We start from the raw sequence: 17,105 nt of genomic DNA on the forward strand, positions 1-17,105 counted from the left end.
GGACTAGCGGGCATCCTTCAAGGGAGTCGCGGCGGGTGCCTGGGGAGTGTCGGCGGTGTCGTCGTCGAGCGCCGGAAGGTCTGCGGGGGTCACGAGCCGAGAGAGCACGGCGTATTCCACGAGCCGCGCGCGTCTGTTGGTGGCGAGCGCGCCCACTCCGCCGCGCAGGCCGTCGACGCCCTGGCGGCTGAGCTTGTCGCACACGTTGTCGAGCTTGCGGTTGAAGCGGCTGAGCACCCAGCCGAGGCGCTCGGCGGCCGCGGCCGATGACGGGATCTCGCTCGTGCCCGTTCCCTCGCGCTTGAGCATGGGTTCGGCGAGGGCGAGGATCAGCAGCCACTGCGAGCGGGTGAAGGTAACCGCCCCGACCGTCGTCGTTCCGTCGCTGGAGGAGACGGGCTTCGAGTCGACGAAGGCCGGCGTCGAGGTGTGCACCACGAACTCGTAGGTCGTCGGGCCGGCGGTGAAGACCACCGAGGTGAGGCCGAACACCACGGGAAGCCGCGCACCCGGGGCGAGCCAGGCCTGCATCGATCCCGTCGCATCCGAGATCGAGGCCGAGAGGCGCGAGCCCACGTTGATGAGCCACCACAGGCCGTCGATGTACGCGATCTGCAGAAAGCGGCGGTGCAGATACTGGTTGTCGTCGATGTCGAGGTCGGCGTCGCGACCGATGTCGAAGGGCTTGTTCCTGTCGAGGGTGAACCACTCGCCGCAGTACTCGATGCTGGCATCGGTCGTGGACGATTCGGTGGTGCTCGATTTCGAGCTGCTGACGTGGGTCATCAGGGTGCGCATCCCGTCGCTGGTTCGGAGGCGCGCCCGTCGGTGCGACGGACGCTCACCTCGATGCAGGTCTTCTGTCCCTCGGTCGGCACGACCGTCACGGTGGTGTCGGTGGTCGACGAGAGGCTGGTCTCGGTTCCGGGAACGAGGAGTCCCCACTGGTAGACGTCACCCTTCTCGGGTTCGGGGTTCGACCACGTGAAGACGATGCCGCCCTCGCCGGGGGCTCCCACGACATCGGTCGGCGGTGCGACCGTCCCGCCCGGGATGACGTCGATCGGATCGACCGGATCGTCGGTCTCGACCGCGGCCGGACTGCCGCCGCCTGCGTTGATCGCGAAGATCGTGCCGCCCACGGCGAGCAGCACCACGAGCGAGATCGCTCCGATGAGAATGGGGATCTTCTTTGAGCGGTTCGACGGGCCGGCATCGGCGAGCCCGGTCGGCTGGGGCGCGCGATGCTGGGTCTGCTCGATGGCCGGCGAGGTGAGTCCGAACGCCATGGGGGTGGATGCCGGGAAGCCGGCCACCGGCGGAACCTGGCCGCGGCGTTGCGTCGCCTCGACGACCTCGGGCGCCAGGCCGGGAGTCTGTGCGAAGGCCGGTGGTCGAACCCCGACGGGCGGCACGGGAGGCACGGTCGGCGCGGGCGCGGGCGCGGGATACGGGCGACGGGTGGCGGTGCCCGCGACCGGCGCCGTCGGGTCGATCGTGACTATTCCGCGAATGCGGGTGTTGCCGTCGTCCTCCTCCTCTTCGGCCGCGGATGGCAGGGAGTCGTCGAGCACGTCGGCGGGCGTGACCGAGAGGCTGAGCTCGAGCTGCACCTTCTGCAGCGCCCGCGCGAACTCTAGGGCCGAAGCGAAGCGGTCCTCCTCGCGCTTGGCCATCGACGTGGCCAGGATCTGCTCGAGCGAGTCGGGAACGTCGGCCCGGCCCGTGCGCGACAGCGGCGACTGCTGGATGCGCGTGATCAGGTCGAGCCCGCCGTTGCTTCCGCCCGGAACCTCGAACGGGCTGCGCCCGGCCAGAAGCGTGTAGACCGTGGCGCCGAGGGCGTAGATGTCTCCACCCGGGCCGGTCGACGAGTTCTGTCCGAACACCTCGGGCGGCGACCAGGGGATCGACATGCCCACGGCCGCGTCGTCTCCGCCGCCCACCATCGTGACCGAGATGCCGAAGTCGGTGAGAGCGGGGCGGTTGTATTCCGTCGTGAGAATATTGGCCGGTTTGATGTCGCGGTGCAGGATGCCGGCGCGGTGCGCGGTCTCGACGGCTCCCGCCACCTGGATGCCGATGCGCAGTGCCTCGGCCACGCTGATCTTCTCGCGGCGGTAACGGGCGGCGAGGTTCGGCCTCGAGCAGTACTCCATCACGAGATAGGGACGGCCGTCTTTGGCGATGTCCGCCTGGTAGATCGTGACGATCGACGGATGCGTCGAGAGCTGCGCCATGAGGTTCGCCTCGGCGTCGAAGTTCTCGCGGGCGCCCGGCGTGAGCGCCTCGCTCAGCAGCACCTTGATGGCCACCCTGCGCCGCGGCATCCGCTGCTCGTAGAGGAAGACGTCGGCGAACCCGCCGGAGCCGAGCAGCTGCTCGTGCTCGAACCCGGCGATCTCGGGTGGGGGCGAGGGCGGTCGGCGCGCGTTCACGGAAGATCCTCGAAGAGCAGCGTGACGCCGTCGCCGATGTCGACGATGTCGCCGTTCAGCACGAGCACCGCCTCACCCGGAGACAGGCGCAGGGGCGGCGTCGAATCGCGGTGCAGCACCGAGCCGTTGGTGGTGTCGAGGTCGACGACGAGCACATGCCGACCCTCTACCCGCACCTCGAGGTGACTGCGCGAGACGTCCTGTTCCGGGCTCGGCACGGTGATGAGATGCGGGAGCACATCGCCCTGCACGCGTTGAGCCCGCGGCCTGCGTCCCACGATGACGGGGCGGTCGAGCGTGACGACGTCTCCCGTGGCCAGCACGATGCGGCCGGGCCCGCCCGCCGTGGCGGCCTCGTCGGCCGACTCGAGTCGGCGCATCGCCTCGAGCTCGGAGACGGTGACCGTGAGTCCGTCGTGGTCGCTCTCGCTCGAGGCTGCCGCGGTCGGCGACGCCGCGGGAGTGGATGGCTCACTCCAGCTCGGGGCGGCGGCTCCGACGCCGGCGAAGCCGGGAACGCGGTCGATAAGGCCTGTCGGCGGCGGCGCGGTCCACTCCTTCGACGAGACCTTGGGGGCCTCGGTCGGCGGGGTGAAGGATGCGACGGGAGCGGGAGCGGGTTCGGGTGCAGGTAAAGCCGTGGGCGCCGCAGGAGCCGATGTGCTCTCCTCGTCCGCCGACTCGTCGTCGTCGAGTCGCACGGCGGCCTCTTCGACCGACTTCACCACGGTCGCGCCCCAGAGATGGTCGTAGGCGTCGTCGGGCAGCTCCGTGACGGTCGGCCCGAAGTCGTCGGCTTCGATGGGCTCGACATCGTCGACGGTGTCGTCGGGGTCGTCGACGACAGCCTCCGGCTCAGGCTCCGGCCCAGGAGCGGGCTCAGGTTCAGGCTCGGGCTCAGGCTCGGGCTCGACCGCGGGAGCCGCATCCGGAACGATCGTCTCGGCGGGCAGCGCCTGCTCGACCACGGGCTCGACCACGGGGATCGCGGCCTCCACCACGGGCACCGCTGGCGCTGGCACCACTGGAGCTGCCGCGGGAGCCGCCTCCACGGCCACGACCGGAACCGCAGAGGCCGAGGCCCCGGCCTGCCCCGCCATGCGGAACGACACCGCGCGGCACAGCACGATGCCGCTGCGGATCGCGAACCAGTCCGACGAATCCGCGCCGTCGCTGCTCACCACGAAGCCCTCGGCCGCGGCCACGACGCGCTCGTTCCACGTGGTGACCTCGTCGCCCGCCACGGTCACGGGCTCGGATGCACCGGGCTCCGACACGTCGATGCGGAACGCCCCGCGAACGGCCAGGCGCAGCTCCGAACCCGATGCGACGGCGACGGCGAACGGCGGGATGGCCTTGAGGTTCGTTCCGAACTCGGCCGTGAGGGCCTCGAGTACGCCGCTCAGCCCGTGTCCGTCGTCGAGGGTGCGCCAGATGCGTTCGAGCAGCTCGCCGTCGAGAGTGGTGGGAAACAGCGCCACGGCGCCGGGCGCGACGACGCCGCGCCACTGCCCGGGCTGGTAGTTGAGGCGGGTCATCGCACGGCTCCTTCGGTCGGCACGGATCCCCGGGGGATGGTGTCGTCGGGCAGAGCCGAGTTCGACCCCGCTGCGGGCAGTGAGGCGTCGACCACGACCGCCGTGAGGTTGTCGTGGCCTCCCCGAGCCATGCCCTCGCGAACGAGCCGGTCGGCCGCCACCTGAGGATCCTTCTCACTCGAGAGTATTCGGGCGATCGACTCCGTGTCGATCTCGCCGGAGATGCCGTCGGAGCACATGAACATACGATCGCCGGGTTCGACCGGCACGAGCCAGAAGTCCGGACGGTAGTCCCCGCCGGCCCCGAGTGCGCGCGTGATCACGTTGCGGGCCGGATGCACCGCCGCCTCGGCGGCGTCGATGCCGCCGCCGTCGAGCAGTTCCTGAACGACCGAGTGGTCGATGCTGATCTGCTCGAGCACGCCAGAGTTGAGGCGATAGGTGCGCGAGTCGCCCAGGTTGAAGATGAGCCACACGGCAGCGCCCTCGCTGTCGACGATCGCCACGCCGGACACGGTTGTTCCGGCACGCCGCCGCCCGCTGGTGCTGAGCTCGGCGATCGACCGGTAGGCGCGGTCGAAGGCGGCACGCACCTCTGTGGGGTCGACCGTCGACCGGCCGGTGAGTCCGTCGAACGACTCGACCACGATGGCGCTCGCGCGTTCGCCCGCCTCGTGCCCGCCCATGCCGTCGGCTACGAGGAACACCGGCGACGACGCCAGGTAGGCGTCTTCGTTGGTGGCCCGCTTCAGCCCGCGATGCGTGGCGGCGCCCGAGCGCAGCACGATCGTCGACGCGCCGATCGTCGGGGGCGGGCTCACGGGGCCACCGTGAGGGTGAAGACGCGCGTTCCGATGCGCACCCGGTCGCCGCTGCGCAGGGTCATGCGCTGTCCGGGAGTGATCGGCGATTCGACGCCGTCGGCCCGAACGATGGCCGAGCCGTTGGTCGACCGTCGGTCGGTCACCCAGATGCTGCCGACCTGAACCTCGAATTCGAGGTGGGTCTTCGAGATCGAACGGGTGTCCCCGGCGACCTGCACGAGCATGTCGTCGGCCGCCCCGTACGGCGACACGGGGTCGCGGCCCAGCACGCCGTGGCCCGCGATCACATAGCTCTCGCCGGTGTCGAACAGCAGCGTCACCGTTCCGGCGGGCAGCGCCTGCGCGGGCACGGAGTTGCTGAGCTTGGTTCCGTCGAGATCCTCGCCGCCGAACGGCGGCAGGGGATCGAAGCTCGGAATCGCCTCGATCGGCCCGGAAGGTGCGGGTGGCGCGACGGGCGTGACCTGTGCGGCGGGCGTGACCGGTGCGGCGGGCGCCGGGGGCACCGCCGGTGCCGCGGGCGCTCCGGATGCCGGCGCGAACGGATACGACGGAACGTCGGGATTCACGGGTACGGGGGGAGCAGAGGCCGGGGGAGCGGGGGCGACCGGAGGAGCAGACGGCGCAGCCGCCGGAACACTCGGCGGCGCGTACGAGAACGCATCCGGAGCCTGTGACAGCGACTGCACGACGGGAGCCTGCGCAACGGGCGCAGCGGACGGCACCGGCGCCGCAGCCTTCGGGCGCCGCGTCTTCTCGACCGCGGGCACGTCGTCGACGATCTCGCCGGCGTTCTTCGCCAGCGGGTTCGGGCCCCTCGTCACGTCGATGACCCAGGTGCCCGAGAGGCGATCGTGCCAGCCGCGAAGGCGCTTCCACGGATCCCACAACGGAGAGAGGTAGACGAGCAGCGGGCCGATGCCGATCACGATGTTCGAGGCTCCGACGATCACGCCGCGCAGCAGCATCCGACCGATTCCCGGGCGGATGAGGGTCTCGACCTTCACGATGCGCAGGCCCATGATGCGCTTGCCGAGCGAGAAGCCCGTGAACGCCTGCAGCACGAGCATGGCCAGCGGATAGAGGCCGCCCGCAAGACTGATCAGCGCAGAAGGCAGGCCGGCCAGATCGAACGCGCTGCCGGGAGCCACCGAGGCGGCCGCGATCCAGATGATGGGCAGCGCGATGATCGTCGTGAGCACACCCCCGAACGCACCGTCGATGAGAAACGCGAGCACACGTCGGCCGTAGTTCGCGGGCACGATCGTCGAGAGCAGGATGGGCGCGTTCACGGGCGTGGGCTGCCACGCGGCCTGCACGGGAACCTCGGGGCCCGCCAGCGCCGCGGCCTGGCTGCGCGTCGACGTCGGCGTTCCGCAGGCGAGGCAGAACTGCGAGCTGCGGGGAACGGGCGATCCGCAGCGCACACACGGCATCGTCTGCCCGGGGCCCTGCTGCACGGGGTTCGTCACGACCGTGCCCTCCTTCGTCTGCGTCGACTCTCCAGGCGCCTGCCGATGTACGCGCGCAATGACACCCTCGCGCGCAGGCGTTTCCACCATCCACGCGAATCGTGCATTCCCCTGACGATATCGTTCACCTCGGCCCAGAAGGCGTCGACCTCCTGCTGCGAGGGCTCTCCGGGGCCGAACACGCCGTGGTCGGCACGCACGGCCACCTCGGCGACCGGCAGGGAGGGCCAGGCCTCGGCGAGCACGGCGGCATCGGCCCGGCGGGTCACGCCGCGACCACCCACGGGTGTGCCCAGGTCGTCGGCGCGGTCGACGATCTCGTCCCAGCCGCCGCTCAGACGATCGGCGGGGCGCTCCGCGTTCTGGCGGTCTCTACGACGGCGCGCCTTCAGCGCGCCGATGACCACGACGGGTGTCAGCAGCACGATCAGCAGCGCCAGCAGGCTTCCGGATGCGATCAGCACGGTCGTGAGGATCGCGTTGGAGTCGGGTTCGTCGTCCTGGTCGGTGTCGTCGGTGCGGATGTCCGGCGGAAGGTCGGCCGGCTCCTGCGGCGGAGGCGGCGGCTGCAGAACCTGGGCCTTCGGGTCGGACTTCGGCTTCGGAGCCTCCTCCTGGGGAACCTGATCCTTCGGGGGAGTGGGATCGAAGGCCACCCAGCCCGCGTCGTCGAAGGCGACCTCCACCCACGCGTGCAGCTGGTCGCCCGTGATCTGCTGTTCGGCATCGGCGCCGGCGTAGTCGTCGGGGTAGAAGCCCATCACCACGCGCGCGGGCATTCCCGCCGAACGCGCCATGAGGGCCATGGCCACCGCGTACTGCTCGTCGTCGCCGATCATCTGGTCGGCCCCGAGAAGGGTCGCGATGCGCTCGGCGCCGTGGCCGGCGCGCGACGTGGCCTCGCCCTCGAGCCCGTGGCTGAAGAAGCCCTCCTGGCTCAGCGACGTGGCGATGTTGCGCACCTGGGTGAGCGGGCGCTCGGCGTCGCCGATGTAGGTGGTGGCGAGCGGCGCCACGTCTTCGGGAACCCCCGAGGCCTTCGGCATCGTCAGCGACTGCAGCGAGTGGCTCTCGAGCTGCTCGTCGGTCAGCACCTTCGGAATCACGACGTCCATGGTGTAGCTGTCGCCCTTGGCCAACGGAGTGGTGGTGATCGCGACACCGGTGGTGCGGTTGTAGTGAAGGCTTCCCGAGAGCTCGTCGGCGCGGTCGCCGGTGAAGCGGAACCTCTCGAGGTAGCCCGCGTCGGGAATCCACACGCCCGTCAGGTCGCCGATGGTCACATCGAGCGTGGCCTTGTCGCCCTTCTCATCGTTGGGGATGTCGCCGCTCACCCGCGTGAACGTGCCCGAGCCGGCCGTGCCGTCGCCCGCCACGTTGTAGACCACGCCGTCGTAGGCATCCAGTGTCGCGAGGCGGATGCGCGCGCCGTCGGGAAGGCCCTTCACGGTGAAGAGCACGTCCTCCTTCTCGTCGCGTACGTATTTGCGGAAGCCGACGAGGGGGCTCGCGTAGTCGTGCAGGTCGAGCGGGGGCACGATCGCGTCGCGCAGCACCTCGCGGGCGCTGACCGGGGCGAGCAGTCCGCCGGTGGCGAGACCGACCCCCAGCGCGACGACGAGCAGCCCGGCGCCGAGCGCCAGCCGCGTGCGGGCGAGGCCCGCATCCGGAGCCTGCGCGCCCGACGCACTGTCGAGGGTGGTCGCGGCGATGCGGCGGGCGCGATCCTGGCTGCGGCGCCAGGCCCACCACGCGAGCGCGATGCCGGCGAAGACGAGTCCCTGCACGATCGGCGCGGCCGTATCCCGCGTGCCGAAGGCGATGGCCACCACGAACAGCACGCCGGCGGGCAGCAGGGCCCAGGCGGCTCGGCGCAGGCGAAGGGCGAAGCTGAAGGCGAGAACGGATGCTACGAGCGTGGCGAGGTAGGGAACGATCAGCACCGAGGCGAAGGCTCCCACGGGAGTCTCGAGTGTGAGCACGTCCTTCCACGAGAAGACCACGCCGAGAACCAGCGCGCGGATCGTCTCGAGGCTCGGAATGACTCCGAACAGCGTGGTCGTGGGCACGGCGAGCGGGCCGCCGAACACCATGTAGACCATCAGCGTGGCGGCCGCGAGAACCAGGATGTTGGCGCGCAGTCGGGCGCCGACCAGAGCGATAGCAAGGCCCAGCAGAAGGGCGCCGAAACCGGCGACGAGGTACCCGGTTCCGCCGAACGCGGGGCCGAAGCCCACGATGGCCACCGAGAGCAGGGCGACAACGGCCGCGCAGTCGAGCGCGGCGTCGACGACCGATCGTCGGCTGATCTGCTGCGCTGAGCGTCCGCTGCGGCGGGTGGGTGCGGGTGCGGTCATCAGTTGTTCACCCGCCTGAGGGCCGCGGGCAGCTGCCCGAGGTCGCCGATGGTGAGCAGGGTCATGTCGCCGATCTGGCGGCGCATGGGCTCCGTTCCCGGCTGGCAGCTCACGCCCACGACGCGCACGCCGAGGGGCAGGTGCACCGAGGCGGCCTGCAGCTGGGTGGGGGTGACCGGGCCGCCGAACAGCAGAACCGCCACCGAGGCATCCGGAACCGTCTGGCCCGCCACCTTCGACAGCTGCACGATGGTCTCGCGTCGCTCCTGCTCCTCGATGGCAGAGAGGTCGTCGAGCAGGCGTCGGCCCGTCTCGGAGTGCAGGGTGGCGCCCTGCACCATCACGGTCACGTCGCGCTCCTCCATGAGCGCCTGGATGCCGAGGGATCCGCAGGCGGAGACGGCCAGTTCGAACTCGCCGTCGCTGGCGTAGTCGGCGGTGTTGGTCGAGAGGGCGAGCGCGAGGTGCGAACGGCGGGTCTCCTCGAACTGCCGCACCATGAGGGTTCCCGTGCGGGCCGTGGTCTTCCAGTGGATGTAGCGGCGGTCGTCGCCCGGAACGTATTCGCGCAGCGCGTGGAACGACACGTCGTTGTTCGAGAGGTCGCGGCTGGCGAGCCCCTCGAGGTCTTTGATGAAGCCCGATGCGGAGCCCTCGAGGCGCACCGTGCGCGGGTGCACATAGAGGTCGACGGCGTCGGTCCAGCGCAGCTCGCGGCGCATGAGGCCCAGGGGGTCGCCGCGCACGGAGCGCACAGGGCCCACGGTGATGACCTGGCGGCGGGTGGTCGGAATGCCGAAGAGGTCGTCGTGCTCCTGGCCGGGGGCGAGGCGCGGAAGAGGGAAGCCGGCGAGCGAGGCGCCGACAGGAAGCTCGATTCGTGCGGGCAGGAGTGTGCGCGCGGACGTGTTCGACACGGTGATGCGTCCCACTGCACGCTCTCCCACGACGACCCGCTCGCTGGCGAGGTCGAGCCGCACGGCGTAGGCGGAGCGCCCCACCGCGAAGCCGATCGCGACGACGAGCGCCGCGAGACCGACGCAGGCGATCACGAGGAACTCGCGCCATCCGAATTCGAGCCCCACGAAGAGGAAGACCAGGGAGAAGGCGAGGACCGCCCATCCGAATCCCGAGACGGTCGAGAGCACGGGGGAGACGACGCGCCAGGCGGCACGCAGGCCGCCGAGCAGAGCGGGCCATCCGGTGCCCGAGACCCAGCGTGCGGGCGCGCTCGTGCTCACCGCGCCCGATGCGCTCGCCAGCCGGGGGCCGATCGTCGCCATCGGGGAGGCCTTCTTCTCCCCCGTCACGGTCATGCTGCGGGTTGCCTCGCCTGCGGAGCCGCCACGTCGCTGAGCACGCGCGCGAGAACCTTCTCGGCGGTCGTGCCCTGGAACTCGGCCTCGGGGTCGAGAACGAATCGGTGCGTCCACACGGGTCCGGCGAGGTCGCGGATGTCGTCGGGCAGCACGAAGTGCCGGCCCTGGGCCGCGGCCCACACCTTGGCGGCGCGGATCAGTGCCATGGCGCCGCGCACGGAGACGCCGACGCGGCTCTCGGGGGCGTTGCGCGTCTCTTCGGCCAGCTGGGCCGTGTAGCGCAGGATGGCACTGTCGACGTGCACGGTCGATGCGAGGTCGGCCATGTCGGCGACCGCCGAGGTGGTGATCACGGCGCTCAGCGCCGACGACGGGTTGCGGTTCGCCGAGCCGGCGAGGATCTGCTCCGCGCTGGCCAGGTCGGGGTAGCCGATCGACGTCTTGATGAGGAAGCGGTCGAGCTGGGCCTCGGGGAGCTTGTAGGTTCCGGCCTGCTCGATGGGGTTCTGGGTGGCGATCACGAGGAACGGGCGGCCGACCTCGTGCACCTGGCCGTCGACGGTCACCCGCGACTCCTCCATGACCTCGAGCAGCGCCGACTGCGTCTTCGGGCTGGCGCGGTTGATCTCGTCGGCCAGCACGATGCTCGCGAAGACAGGCCCGCGGTGGAACTCGAACGCGCCCGTCTTCTGGTCGTAGATGGTGACACCCGTGACGTCGGAGGGCAGCAGGTCGGGCGTGAACTGGATGCGCTGGTGCGTTCCCTGAACGGTGGCCGCGATCGCCTTGGCGAGGCTGGTCTTGCCGGTGCCGGGCGCGTCCTCGAGCAGCACGTGCCCCTCGGCGATCATCGCCATGATCGACAGCCTGATCACATGGGACTTGCCGAGCACGGCCACGCCCACATTCGCGACGAGGCGATCGAAAGTACCGGCGAACCAGGTCGCCTGCTCCGGTGTCATTGTCATCGTTGTCGTGTCTTCCTCGTCATTACCAGCTCATACTCGGATTGTTTGGGTTGCGCGGGCCGGTCATCTCAGCCCTTACTTCTTCTCCCGGGTACCCCCAGTAGAAGTTGGTCTGTCCGGTGCCGTTGCCGCTGCCGTTCGTGTTGATCGTGATGGTGTCCTCGTATTTGCCCTTGACGAAGACCCTTGCCGTGTAGGTGGCATTCGGAGCGCCTTCGCTGACAGTCACCCTGATGAGAGAGCACGACGGGTCGCCGCAATTGGGGTAGCCGACCCGGCTGTCACCTCGGCTGATGGACACTTTTGCGTTCTTCGGCGGTTCGTCACCACTGCGAGCCGACTTCTCGCCCGCCGCCGAGGTGCCTCCGACGGAATCCTGGATGCGGGCACTGATCGTATGCGTCTGCGAGTAGCCGTCGATTCGCTGGCTTCCGCTGTCGTTGACCTGGCGTTCGACGCCGTCGACGGTGATCCACATCGTGAAGGGTCGCCCGTTCTCTGCCGGGCGGCTCCAGCTCAGCGTCACACCTGTGCCATCCCCGGATGCGCTGACTGTCGGCGCGTTCGGAGCCCCATACGGCTTCAGGTTGCCGACAGCATTGCTGGGATCGCTCGTGTAGTTCGCACCGTCAGCACTCGTCAAAGCGTGGACTTCAATCGAGTATGTGCCGTTGTTGGCTGCGCTGACCGTGTCCGAGCCCGTGCCAGCGAGCGCGCTCCATGCGCCGCCATTCAGGCGATATTGGTAGGACACCTCGCTGGCTTTCGCGCCGTTCAAGGCTCCGGGCGAATAGTTCACCGTGATGGTGTTATCGCCCTCGGTCGCCGAGGTGATCGTCGGAGCGTCAGGCTTGTTCACGGCGCGACGTGGCGAGCTCGGCGCTGATGGTGCACCCTCACCGGCTTTGTTGACCGCGGTTACGGAGAAGGTGTAGTCGGTTTCCGACACGCCAACCGTCACGGTCTGTGTCGTCTGACCACCGGAAACCGCGATGGTGCGCGACGGTACCCCTCCGCCCGACTGCGTCAGGTTGTACGACGAGATGGCGTCTCCGTTGCTTGCGGGAGCGTTCCAACTCACCGTCAACTGCGACTGCGTCCCCACGGAATCCGCGCGTGTCGTCGACGGCGCACCCGGAGCATCCGGTTTGCCCGCCGGGACCTCGGTCGCCGAGTACGTCGACCAGTCACTGGGGTCGGGAGCACGGTTCACGGCCTGCACGCGCACCTGGTACGCGACGCCGTTCTCGAGGCCTTCCCAGACCACGGAGTTGCCCGTGACACCGGTCTTCTGAATCGCTCCGCGGGCCGGGGCCGGCGAGATCTCGAGGTTGTACGAGGTCACGGCCGAGCCCGGGGTGGAGGGCGTGACCCAGTTGACCGTGAGGCTCTTGTCGCCGAAGACCAGCGTCGGCGGGGCCGGGCGGTCGGGGCGGGCATCCGGTCGTGCCACGGCCGACGAGGGCGACGGGTCGGACTCGCCGACGCCGTTGGTCGCGGTGACCGTGAAGGTGTACTCCACGTCGTTGGTGAGGCCGTCGAGCGTGCAGGTCGTCGACGCGCACTGCTTCGAGTAGCCCTGCGGGCTCGTGACGGTATACGTCGTGATGGGCGAGCCGTTGTTCACGGGCGGGGTCCACGAGAGCACTACGGTGCGGTCCTGAATGCTCGTGACGCTCGGCGTGGCCGGCGCGTCGGGCTTGCCCTGCACGGTGAGCCGGATGCGACCGTCGGCCTGGCGCGCCGGGTCGCCGGTCGAGTCGGCGATGCGGTACCGCACCACCATCGTTCCCACGAAGTCGGCGGCGGGCGTCACGCTCACCTGGCTGCCGTCGGGGCTGGCCGCTCCATCGCCCGTCTCGACGACGGCCTCGATGATCGACAGCGGGTTCTCGGGGTAGGGGTTGAAGTCGTTCGACAGCACGTCGATCGAGCGGGTCTCGCCCTGGTTGGCCTGCGGAACGACGTCGTCGGTGGCGCTGGGCAGGGGCCTCGTCGAGGTGAGAACAGTCACCGTAACGGTTCCCGTGCCGGGCTTGCTCTGGCCATCGGTGACCTCGATCTGGATGGGCGAGTCGCCCTTCGCCGCGTTGCCCGCGGCCTTCACCTTGAGGGTCTGGTCGTCGACCACCGAGGCGGTGATGCCCTGTGCGGTCGACCCGACCACCGTGAACTTCAGCTTCTTGAGGTCGCCCTCATCGGGGTCGCGCGACAGCGTGCGCAGGTTGAGCTCGACCTCGTCGCCGCCGGGCTCCACGTTCACCGCGCCGCCGCTCATCGTGGGCGACACGTTGGTGGTCGACACGACGGTGATCGGAATCACGAGGATCGACTTCTTGCCCTCGGGATCGTCGGGGCCTGTGCCGTCTGTCACTTCGAAGCTCAGCGCGTCGGGGCCGTAGTAGCCCTCGGCCGACGTGTAGCTCAGGGTGGTGGCGTCGGTCACCAGGTTCGAGCCGTTGCCGTGCGAGACGGCCACCTTGTCGGCCTGGGTGATGCGCGCGGCCTCGCCGTTGCCGGTCACCACGTAGTCGGAGAGGGGCACGCTGATGGTCTCGCCGCTGTTCACGACGATGGGCTTGGTTCCCGCCTTCAGGGCCGGATGCGCGCCCTCGAGGCCCGGCACGAACACGAATGCGGAGGCCTTCTGGCCGTCGACGTCGGTCACCGTGTAGGTGATGATCTGCGACTCGGGCGTGAGCGGGATGCGCAGCTCGCCGTTGCCGCGAACGGTGGCCGTTCCGCTGGTCACCGACACGTCGAGCGCGTCGATGGTGCCGTCGGGGTCGTCGTCGTTCTTCTTCACGTCGACGTCGGTGGTCGTGCGACCCACCACGTCGGCGACCAGCACGAGGTCGTCACGGGCGATCGGGGCCTGCAGCGGAGCATCCGGGCTCACCGAGACGAGCAGCTGGCCCACGGCGGTGGCGCCGTACTGGTCGACGATCGTGTACTGCACCGGGTAGTCGCCGGGCGTCTTGGGCGCGGTCACGGTGACGCGGCCGCGGTCGATCTCGCCGGTGACGCCCTCGGGCACCTCGAGGCCGTTCTCACGGATGGCGATCGGGTCGCCGTCGGGGTCGGAATCGTTCGCGAGAACGTCGACCGCGACGGTGCGTCCAGGACGCACCGAGACCGTGTCCTTCACCGCGTAGGGTCGCTGGTTCGCGCTCGACGAGGGAACGATTCCCACAAGCACGGTGGCCGAGGCCTCGGCTCCCTTGCGGTCGCGCACGGTGTAGGTGAACACGTCTGTTCCGACGGACGTCGGGTAGGCCTCGTACTGCAGCCACGACTGCCCGACCTCGGTGATTCGGCCCTTGCTGGGGGCGTCGCCCTGACCGACGAGCTGCACGGAGTCGCCATCGGGATCGATGCCGTCGAGCGGAATCGGGATGCGTACGGTCGTGCCCTCGAGAGCCCTCACCGTGACGTCGCGCGGGCGGGGCGGCGAGTTGGCTCCCTCGTCGTTGCCCACGATCTGGATGGTCACGTAGCCGGCGTCGCGCTGGCCCTGACTGTCGACGACCTCGTAGGTGGCGTAGACGGTCTTGGCCACCGGCCCGGCCTTGAAGCGCAGCGTGTCCTGCGCCACGAACATGTCGCCGTCGGCGGGGTCGACGAAAGGCTCGATGAGCTGCGGCGCGAGCGTGATGGTGTCGCCGTTGGGGTGGTAGTCGTTGTCGAGCACCGGGATGGTCGCCACATCGCCCGCGCGGACCGTGACGGTGTCGTCGACGGCCACGGGAGGCAGGAGCCTGTCGGGCGCGGGGATGGGGATGACGAAGACCTCGCCCTGGGCCGACTTCACCCCGTTCGTCACCGTGTAGGTGATGCTCGCCGGTTCGGAGATGCCCGTGTCGGTGATGCGCAGAACCTGGTGCTCGAGAACCTCGACGCTCACTCCGAGCCCCTCGGGCACCTGCACGGACTGCACCGCGAGGATGCCGCCGACGGGGTCGAAGTCGTTCGCGAGAACGTCGGTGAGAACCGAGCGCCCCTTGGTGAGCAGGGCCACGTCTCGAACCGCGATCGGCGGATCTTCGCTGGAGGTCTCACCGACGACCGTGATGCGCACGATTCCGGGAGCCGTCTTGGGCCCGTCTGTCACGAGGTACTGAACGTAGTAGTCGCCGGGCGCGGCCGCAGTGAAGTCGAATGTTCCGGTCGTGTAGTCGGGCGCGATCTCGCCGCCCGGAACCGGATTGACCTTCGCGAGGCGCAGTGGCGCGCCGCTGGGGGAGTAGTCGTTCGACATCGGCGAGATGGTGACCTGCTGGCCGGCCCGGGTCACGACGTGGTCGGCGTTGGTGACGGGAACGAGCGTTCCCGACTCGCGCACCTCGAAGGCCACGGTGCCCTCGGTGTCGGTCACGCCGTCGGAGACCACGACCGTGACGGTCTTGCGGCCCGGATCGGGATCGAGCGCGGTGAACGTGAGCTCTCCGTCGGCCCGGAACTGGATCTGGTTCGCCCCATCGGCGGTCGCCGAGCGCACGAACATGTCGTCGCCGTCGGGGTCGATCCAGTCGGGCAGGAGGTTGTAGCTCACGGTCGACCCGACCTCGGAGAGCACCTTCGGAACACGCTTCTGCACCGGCGCCTCGTTGGTGCCGGGAGCCTTGACGGTCAGCGTCACCGTCGCATCCGCCGTGCCGCCGCGGCCGTCGTCGGCCGTATAGGTGAACGTGCCGGTTCCGGTTGCGTCGGGGTCGACGATGACCTGCATGGCCACGCCCCCGAGAATGGGCTGCACCTCGCCGATCGAGGGCTGCGAGCCCTTCAGCGTGGCGGTGAGCACGTCGCCGTCGGGGTCGGAGTCGTTGTCGAGCACGGGCAGCACGACGGTGCGGCCGGCCCGCACGCCGAGCTGGTCGTCTTCGGCGATCGGCGGAGTGTTCTCGTCGCTGCGCTCGGGCAGGATGACCTGCAGCTCCTCTTCGGTGCTGTCGTCTTCCTCTTCGGTCTGGTTCTCGTCCGGCGGGGGAACGATGTCGTCCCAGTTCTCGACCTTCTTCATGTCCTGGTTCACGAGCCAGACGGCGCCCGAGGTCAGGTCGTTGAGAACGACGACGTTGCGGTTCACGCGGAAGACGAGCTGGGCCTGAGCCGTGAGACCGTCGATCGTGGTCTGCACGTCTTTGTCGTCGCCGGTGCAATCACGCAGGTAGGCGTTCGAGATGGCCCAGGCGGCGTAGGCGCATCCGGCGAGGTAGACGGGGGCGGCGGGCTTGCCCGGCTTTCCGGCCGACGTCGCGGTGGCCGCGCCGCCGTCGAGGGGCTGGCGGATGAGCGAGGTATCGGTGCTGATGAGCACGGCGTCGGACTCGGGGCCGGTCTCCTGCAGCACGCCGCCGGTCGAGTCGGCGACCTCGACCTTCTTGCCGCCCGGCAGGTAGGCGATGCCGTTGGCCGAGTCGAAGACCACGGCCTGGTCGCCGACGGTCGTCATCGTCAGCGCGGCGTCGTCCTCGGTCTCGGGGAATCCGTCGGTGACGGGTTCGAGCGGCACGCCGTTTTCGTCGAGCGCGATGGTGACCATCTCGCCAGACGCCGGCGACAGTGCGTGAACCCCGCCATCGACATCCACCGTGGCGGCCGCGCCGGAGCCGAGGGCGAGCTGCGGCTTCTCGGGGTCGGGGAGGAAGTTGGCCACGTCGCTGGCGCGGGTGGTGAAGAGGTCGCCGGTCTTGTCGTCGACGACGGCGAGCGTGTCGCCGCCCATGGTGACGGATGACTCGGCCGGGAGGGCCACGGCATTGCCCAGCGTCACCGACACGGGGTCGATGGGCGCCAGCGATCCGGTCGCGTTGTCGACCGTGATGACGGTCTCGTCGTGCTGCAGGATGTCGAAGTCGCTCGACGCCATCTTCAGGCCGCCGTCGAGCAGCTGGGCCTGGTAGTTGAGGTGGCCCACGAGAAGGCCGGAGGGCTTCGTGACCCAGACCCCGCCGTCGTTGAGCTCGACATCGGCGGTGGTGACTCCCTGATACAGGAACGCCATGGTGGTGACCGCGAGCGAGAAGACCGTGACGGTCGCCACCGACGCAGCAGTCGCCTTGCGGCGGCGCAGTGCCTCGAACAGCCTCACACGGTCCTCATCTTCACGTCGGTCGAGTCATTTATGAACGTCGCGCACCCCAACAACTGGGCACGGGGGCACCGGGACATTCAAACACGGGGACACCA

General features: G+C 69.5%; 9 protein-coding genes. All 9 read right to left on the bottom strand.

The genetic code is table 11. From position 1 onward, the window contains the following. Positions 1 to 3 precede the first annotated feature (3 nt). The 9 genes from QCD70_RS09515 to QCD70_RS09555 are packed head-to-tail and all read right to left on the bottom strand — an operon-like array spanning position 4 to position 17,007. On the bottom strand, positions 4 to 786 hold the full coding sequence (locus QCD70_RS09515) for a hypothetical protein (protein ID WP_301215482.1): 783 nt from the start codon (positions 784 to 786) through the stop codon (positions 4 to 6). Next, positions 786 to 2,438 carry a serine/threonine-protein kinase gene (locus QCD70_RS09520; RefSeq protein WP_301215484.1) on the bottom strand — a complete coding sequence of 551 codons (1,653 nt, stop codon included), beginning with the start codon at positions 2,436 to 2,438 and terminating at the stop codon, positions 786 to 788. The genes QCD70_RS09515 and QCD70_RS09520 overlap by 1 nt, the downstream gene beginning before the upstream one ends. Continuing rightward, a complete protein-coding gene (locus QCD70_RS09525; RefSeq protein ID WP_301215486.1) occupies positions 2,435 to 3,976 on the bottom strand; it encodes an FHA domain-containing protein in 1,542 nt (513 codons plus the stop codon). The genes QCD70_RS09520 and QCD70_RS09525 overlap by 4 nt, the downstream gene beginning before the upstream one ends. Beyond that, on the bottom strand, positions 3,973 to 4,797 hold the full coding sequence (locus QCD70_RS09530) for a PP2C family protein-serine/threonine phosphatase (protein WP_301215488.1): 825 nt from the start codon (positions 4,795 to 4,797) through the stop codon (positions 3,973 to 3,975). The genes QCD70_RS09525 and QCD70_RS09530 overlap by 4 nt, the downstream gene beginning before the upstream one ends. After that, positions 4,794 to 6,272 (bottom strand): RDD family protein, encoded by a 1,479-nt coding sequence (locus tag QCD70_RS09535; protein ID WP_301215490.1) that lies wholly within the window; start codon positions 6,270 to 6,272, stop codon positions 4,794 to 4,796. The genes QCD70_RS09530 and QCD70_RS09535 overlap by 4 nt, the downstream gene beginning before the upstream one ends. Next, positions 6,269 to 8,629: a transglutaminase family protein gene (locus QCD70_RS09540; RefSeq protein ID WP_301215492.1), complete on the bottom strand. Its 2,361-nt coding sequence runs from the start codon at positions 8,627 to 8,629 to the stop codon at positions 6,269 to 6,271. Before QCD70_RS09540 ends, QCD70_RS09535 begins: the two co-directional genes overlap by 4 nt. After that, on the bottom strand, positions 8,629 to 9,945 hold the full coding sequence (locus QCD70_RS09545; RefSeq protein WP_301215494.1) for a DUF58 domain-containing protein: 1,317 nt from the start codon (positions 9,943 to 9,945) through the stop codon (positions 8,629 to 8,631). The genes QCD70_RS09540 and QCD70_RS09545 overlap by 1 nt, the downstream gene beginning before the upstream one ends. Next, a complete protein-coding gene (locus QCD70_RS09550; protein ID WP_301215496.1) occupies positions 9,942 to 10,916 on the bottom strand; it encodes an AAA family ATPase in 975 nt (324 codons plus the stop codon). The genes QCD70_RS09545 and QCD70_RS09550 overlap by 4 nt, the downstream gene beginning before the upstream one ends. Before the next feature lie 22 nt (positions 10,917 to 10,938). Then, positions 10,939 to 17,007: an Ig-like domain-containing protein gene (locus QCD70_RS09555; RefSeq protein WP_301215498.1), complete on the bottom strand. Its 6,069-nt coding sequence runs from the start codon at positions 17,005 to 17,007 to the stop codon at positions 10,939 to 10,941. Positions 17,008 to 17,105: the final 98 nt, after the last annotated feature.

This window comes from Agreia sp. PsM10 (assembly GCF_030433855.1).
Classification (GTDB): domain Bacteria; phylum Actinomycetota; class Actinomycetes; order Actinomycetales; family Microbacteriaceae; genus Agreia.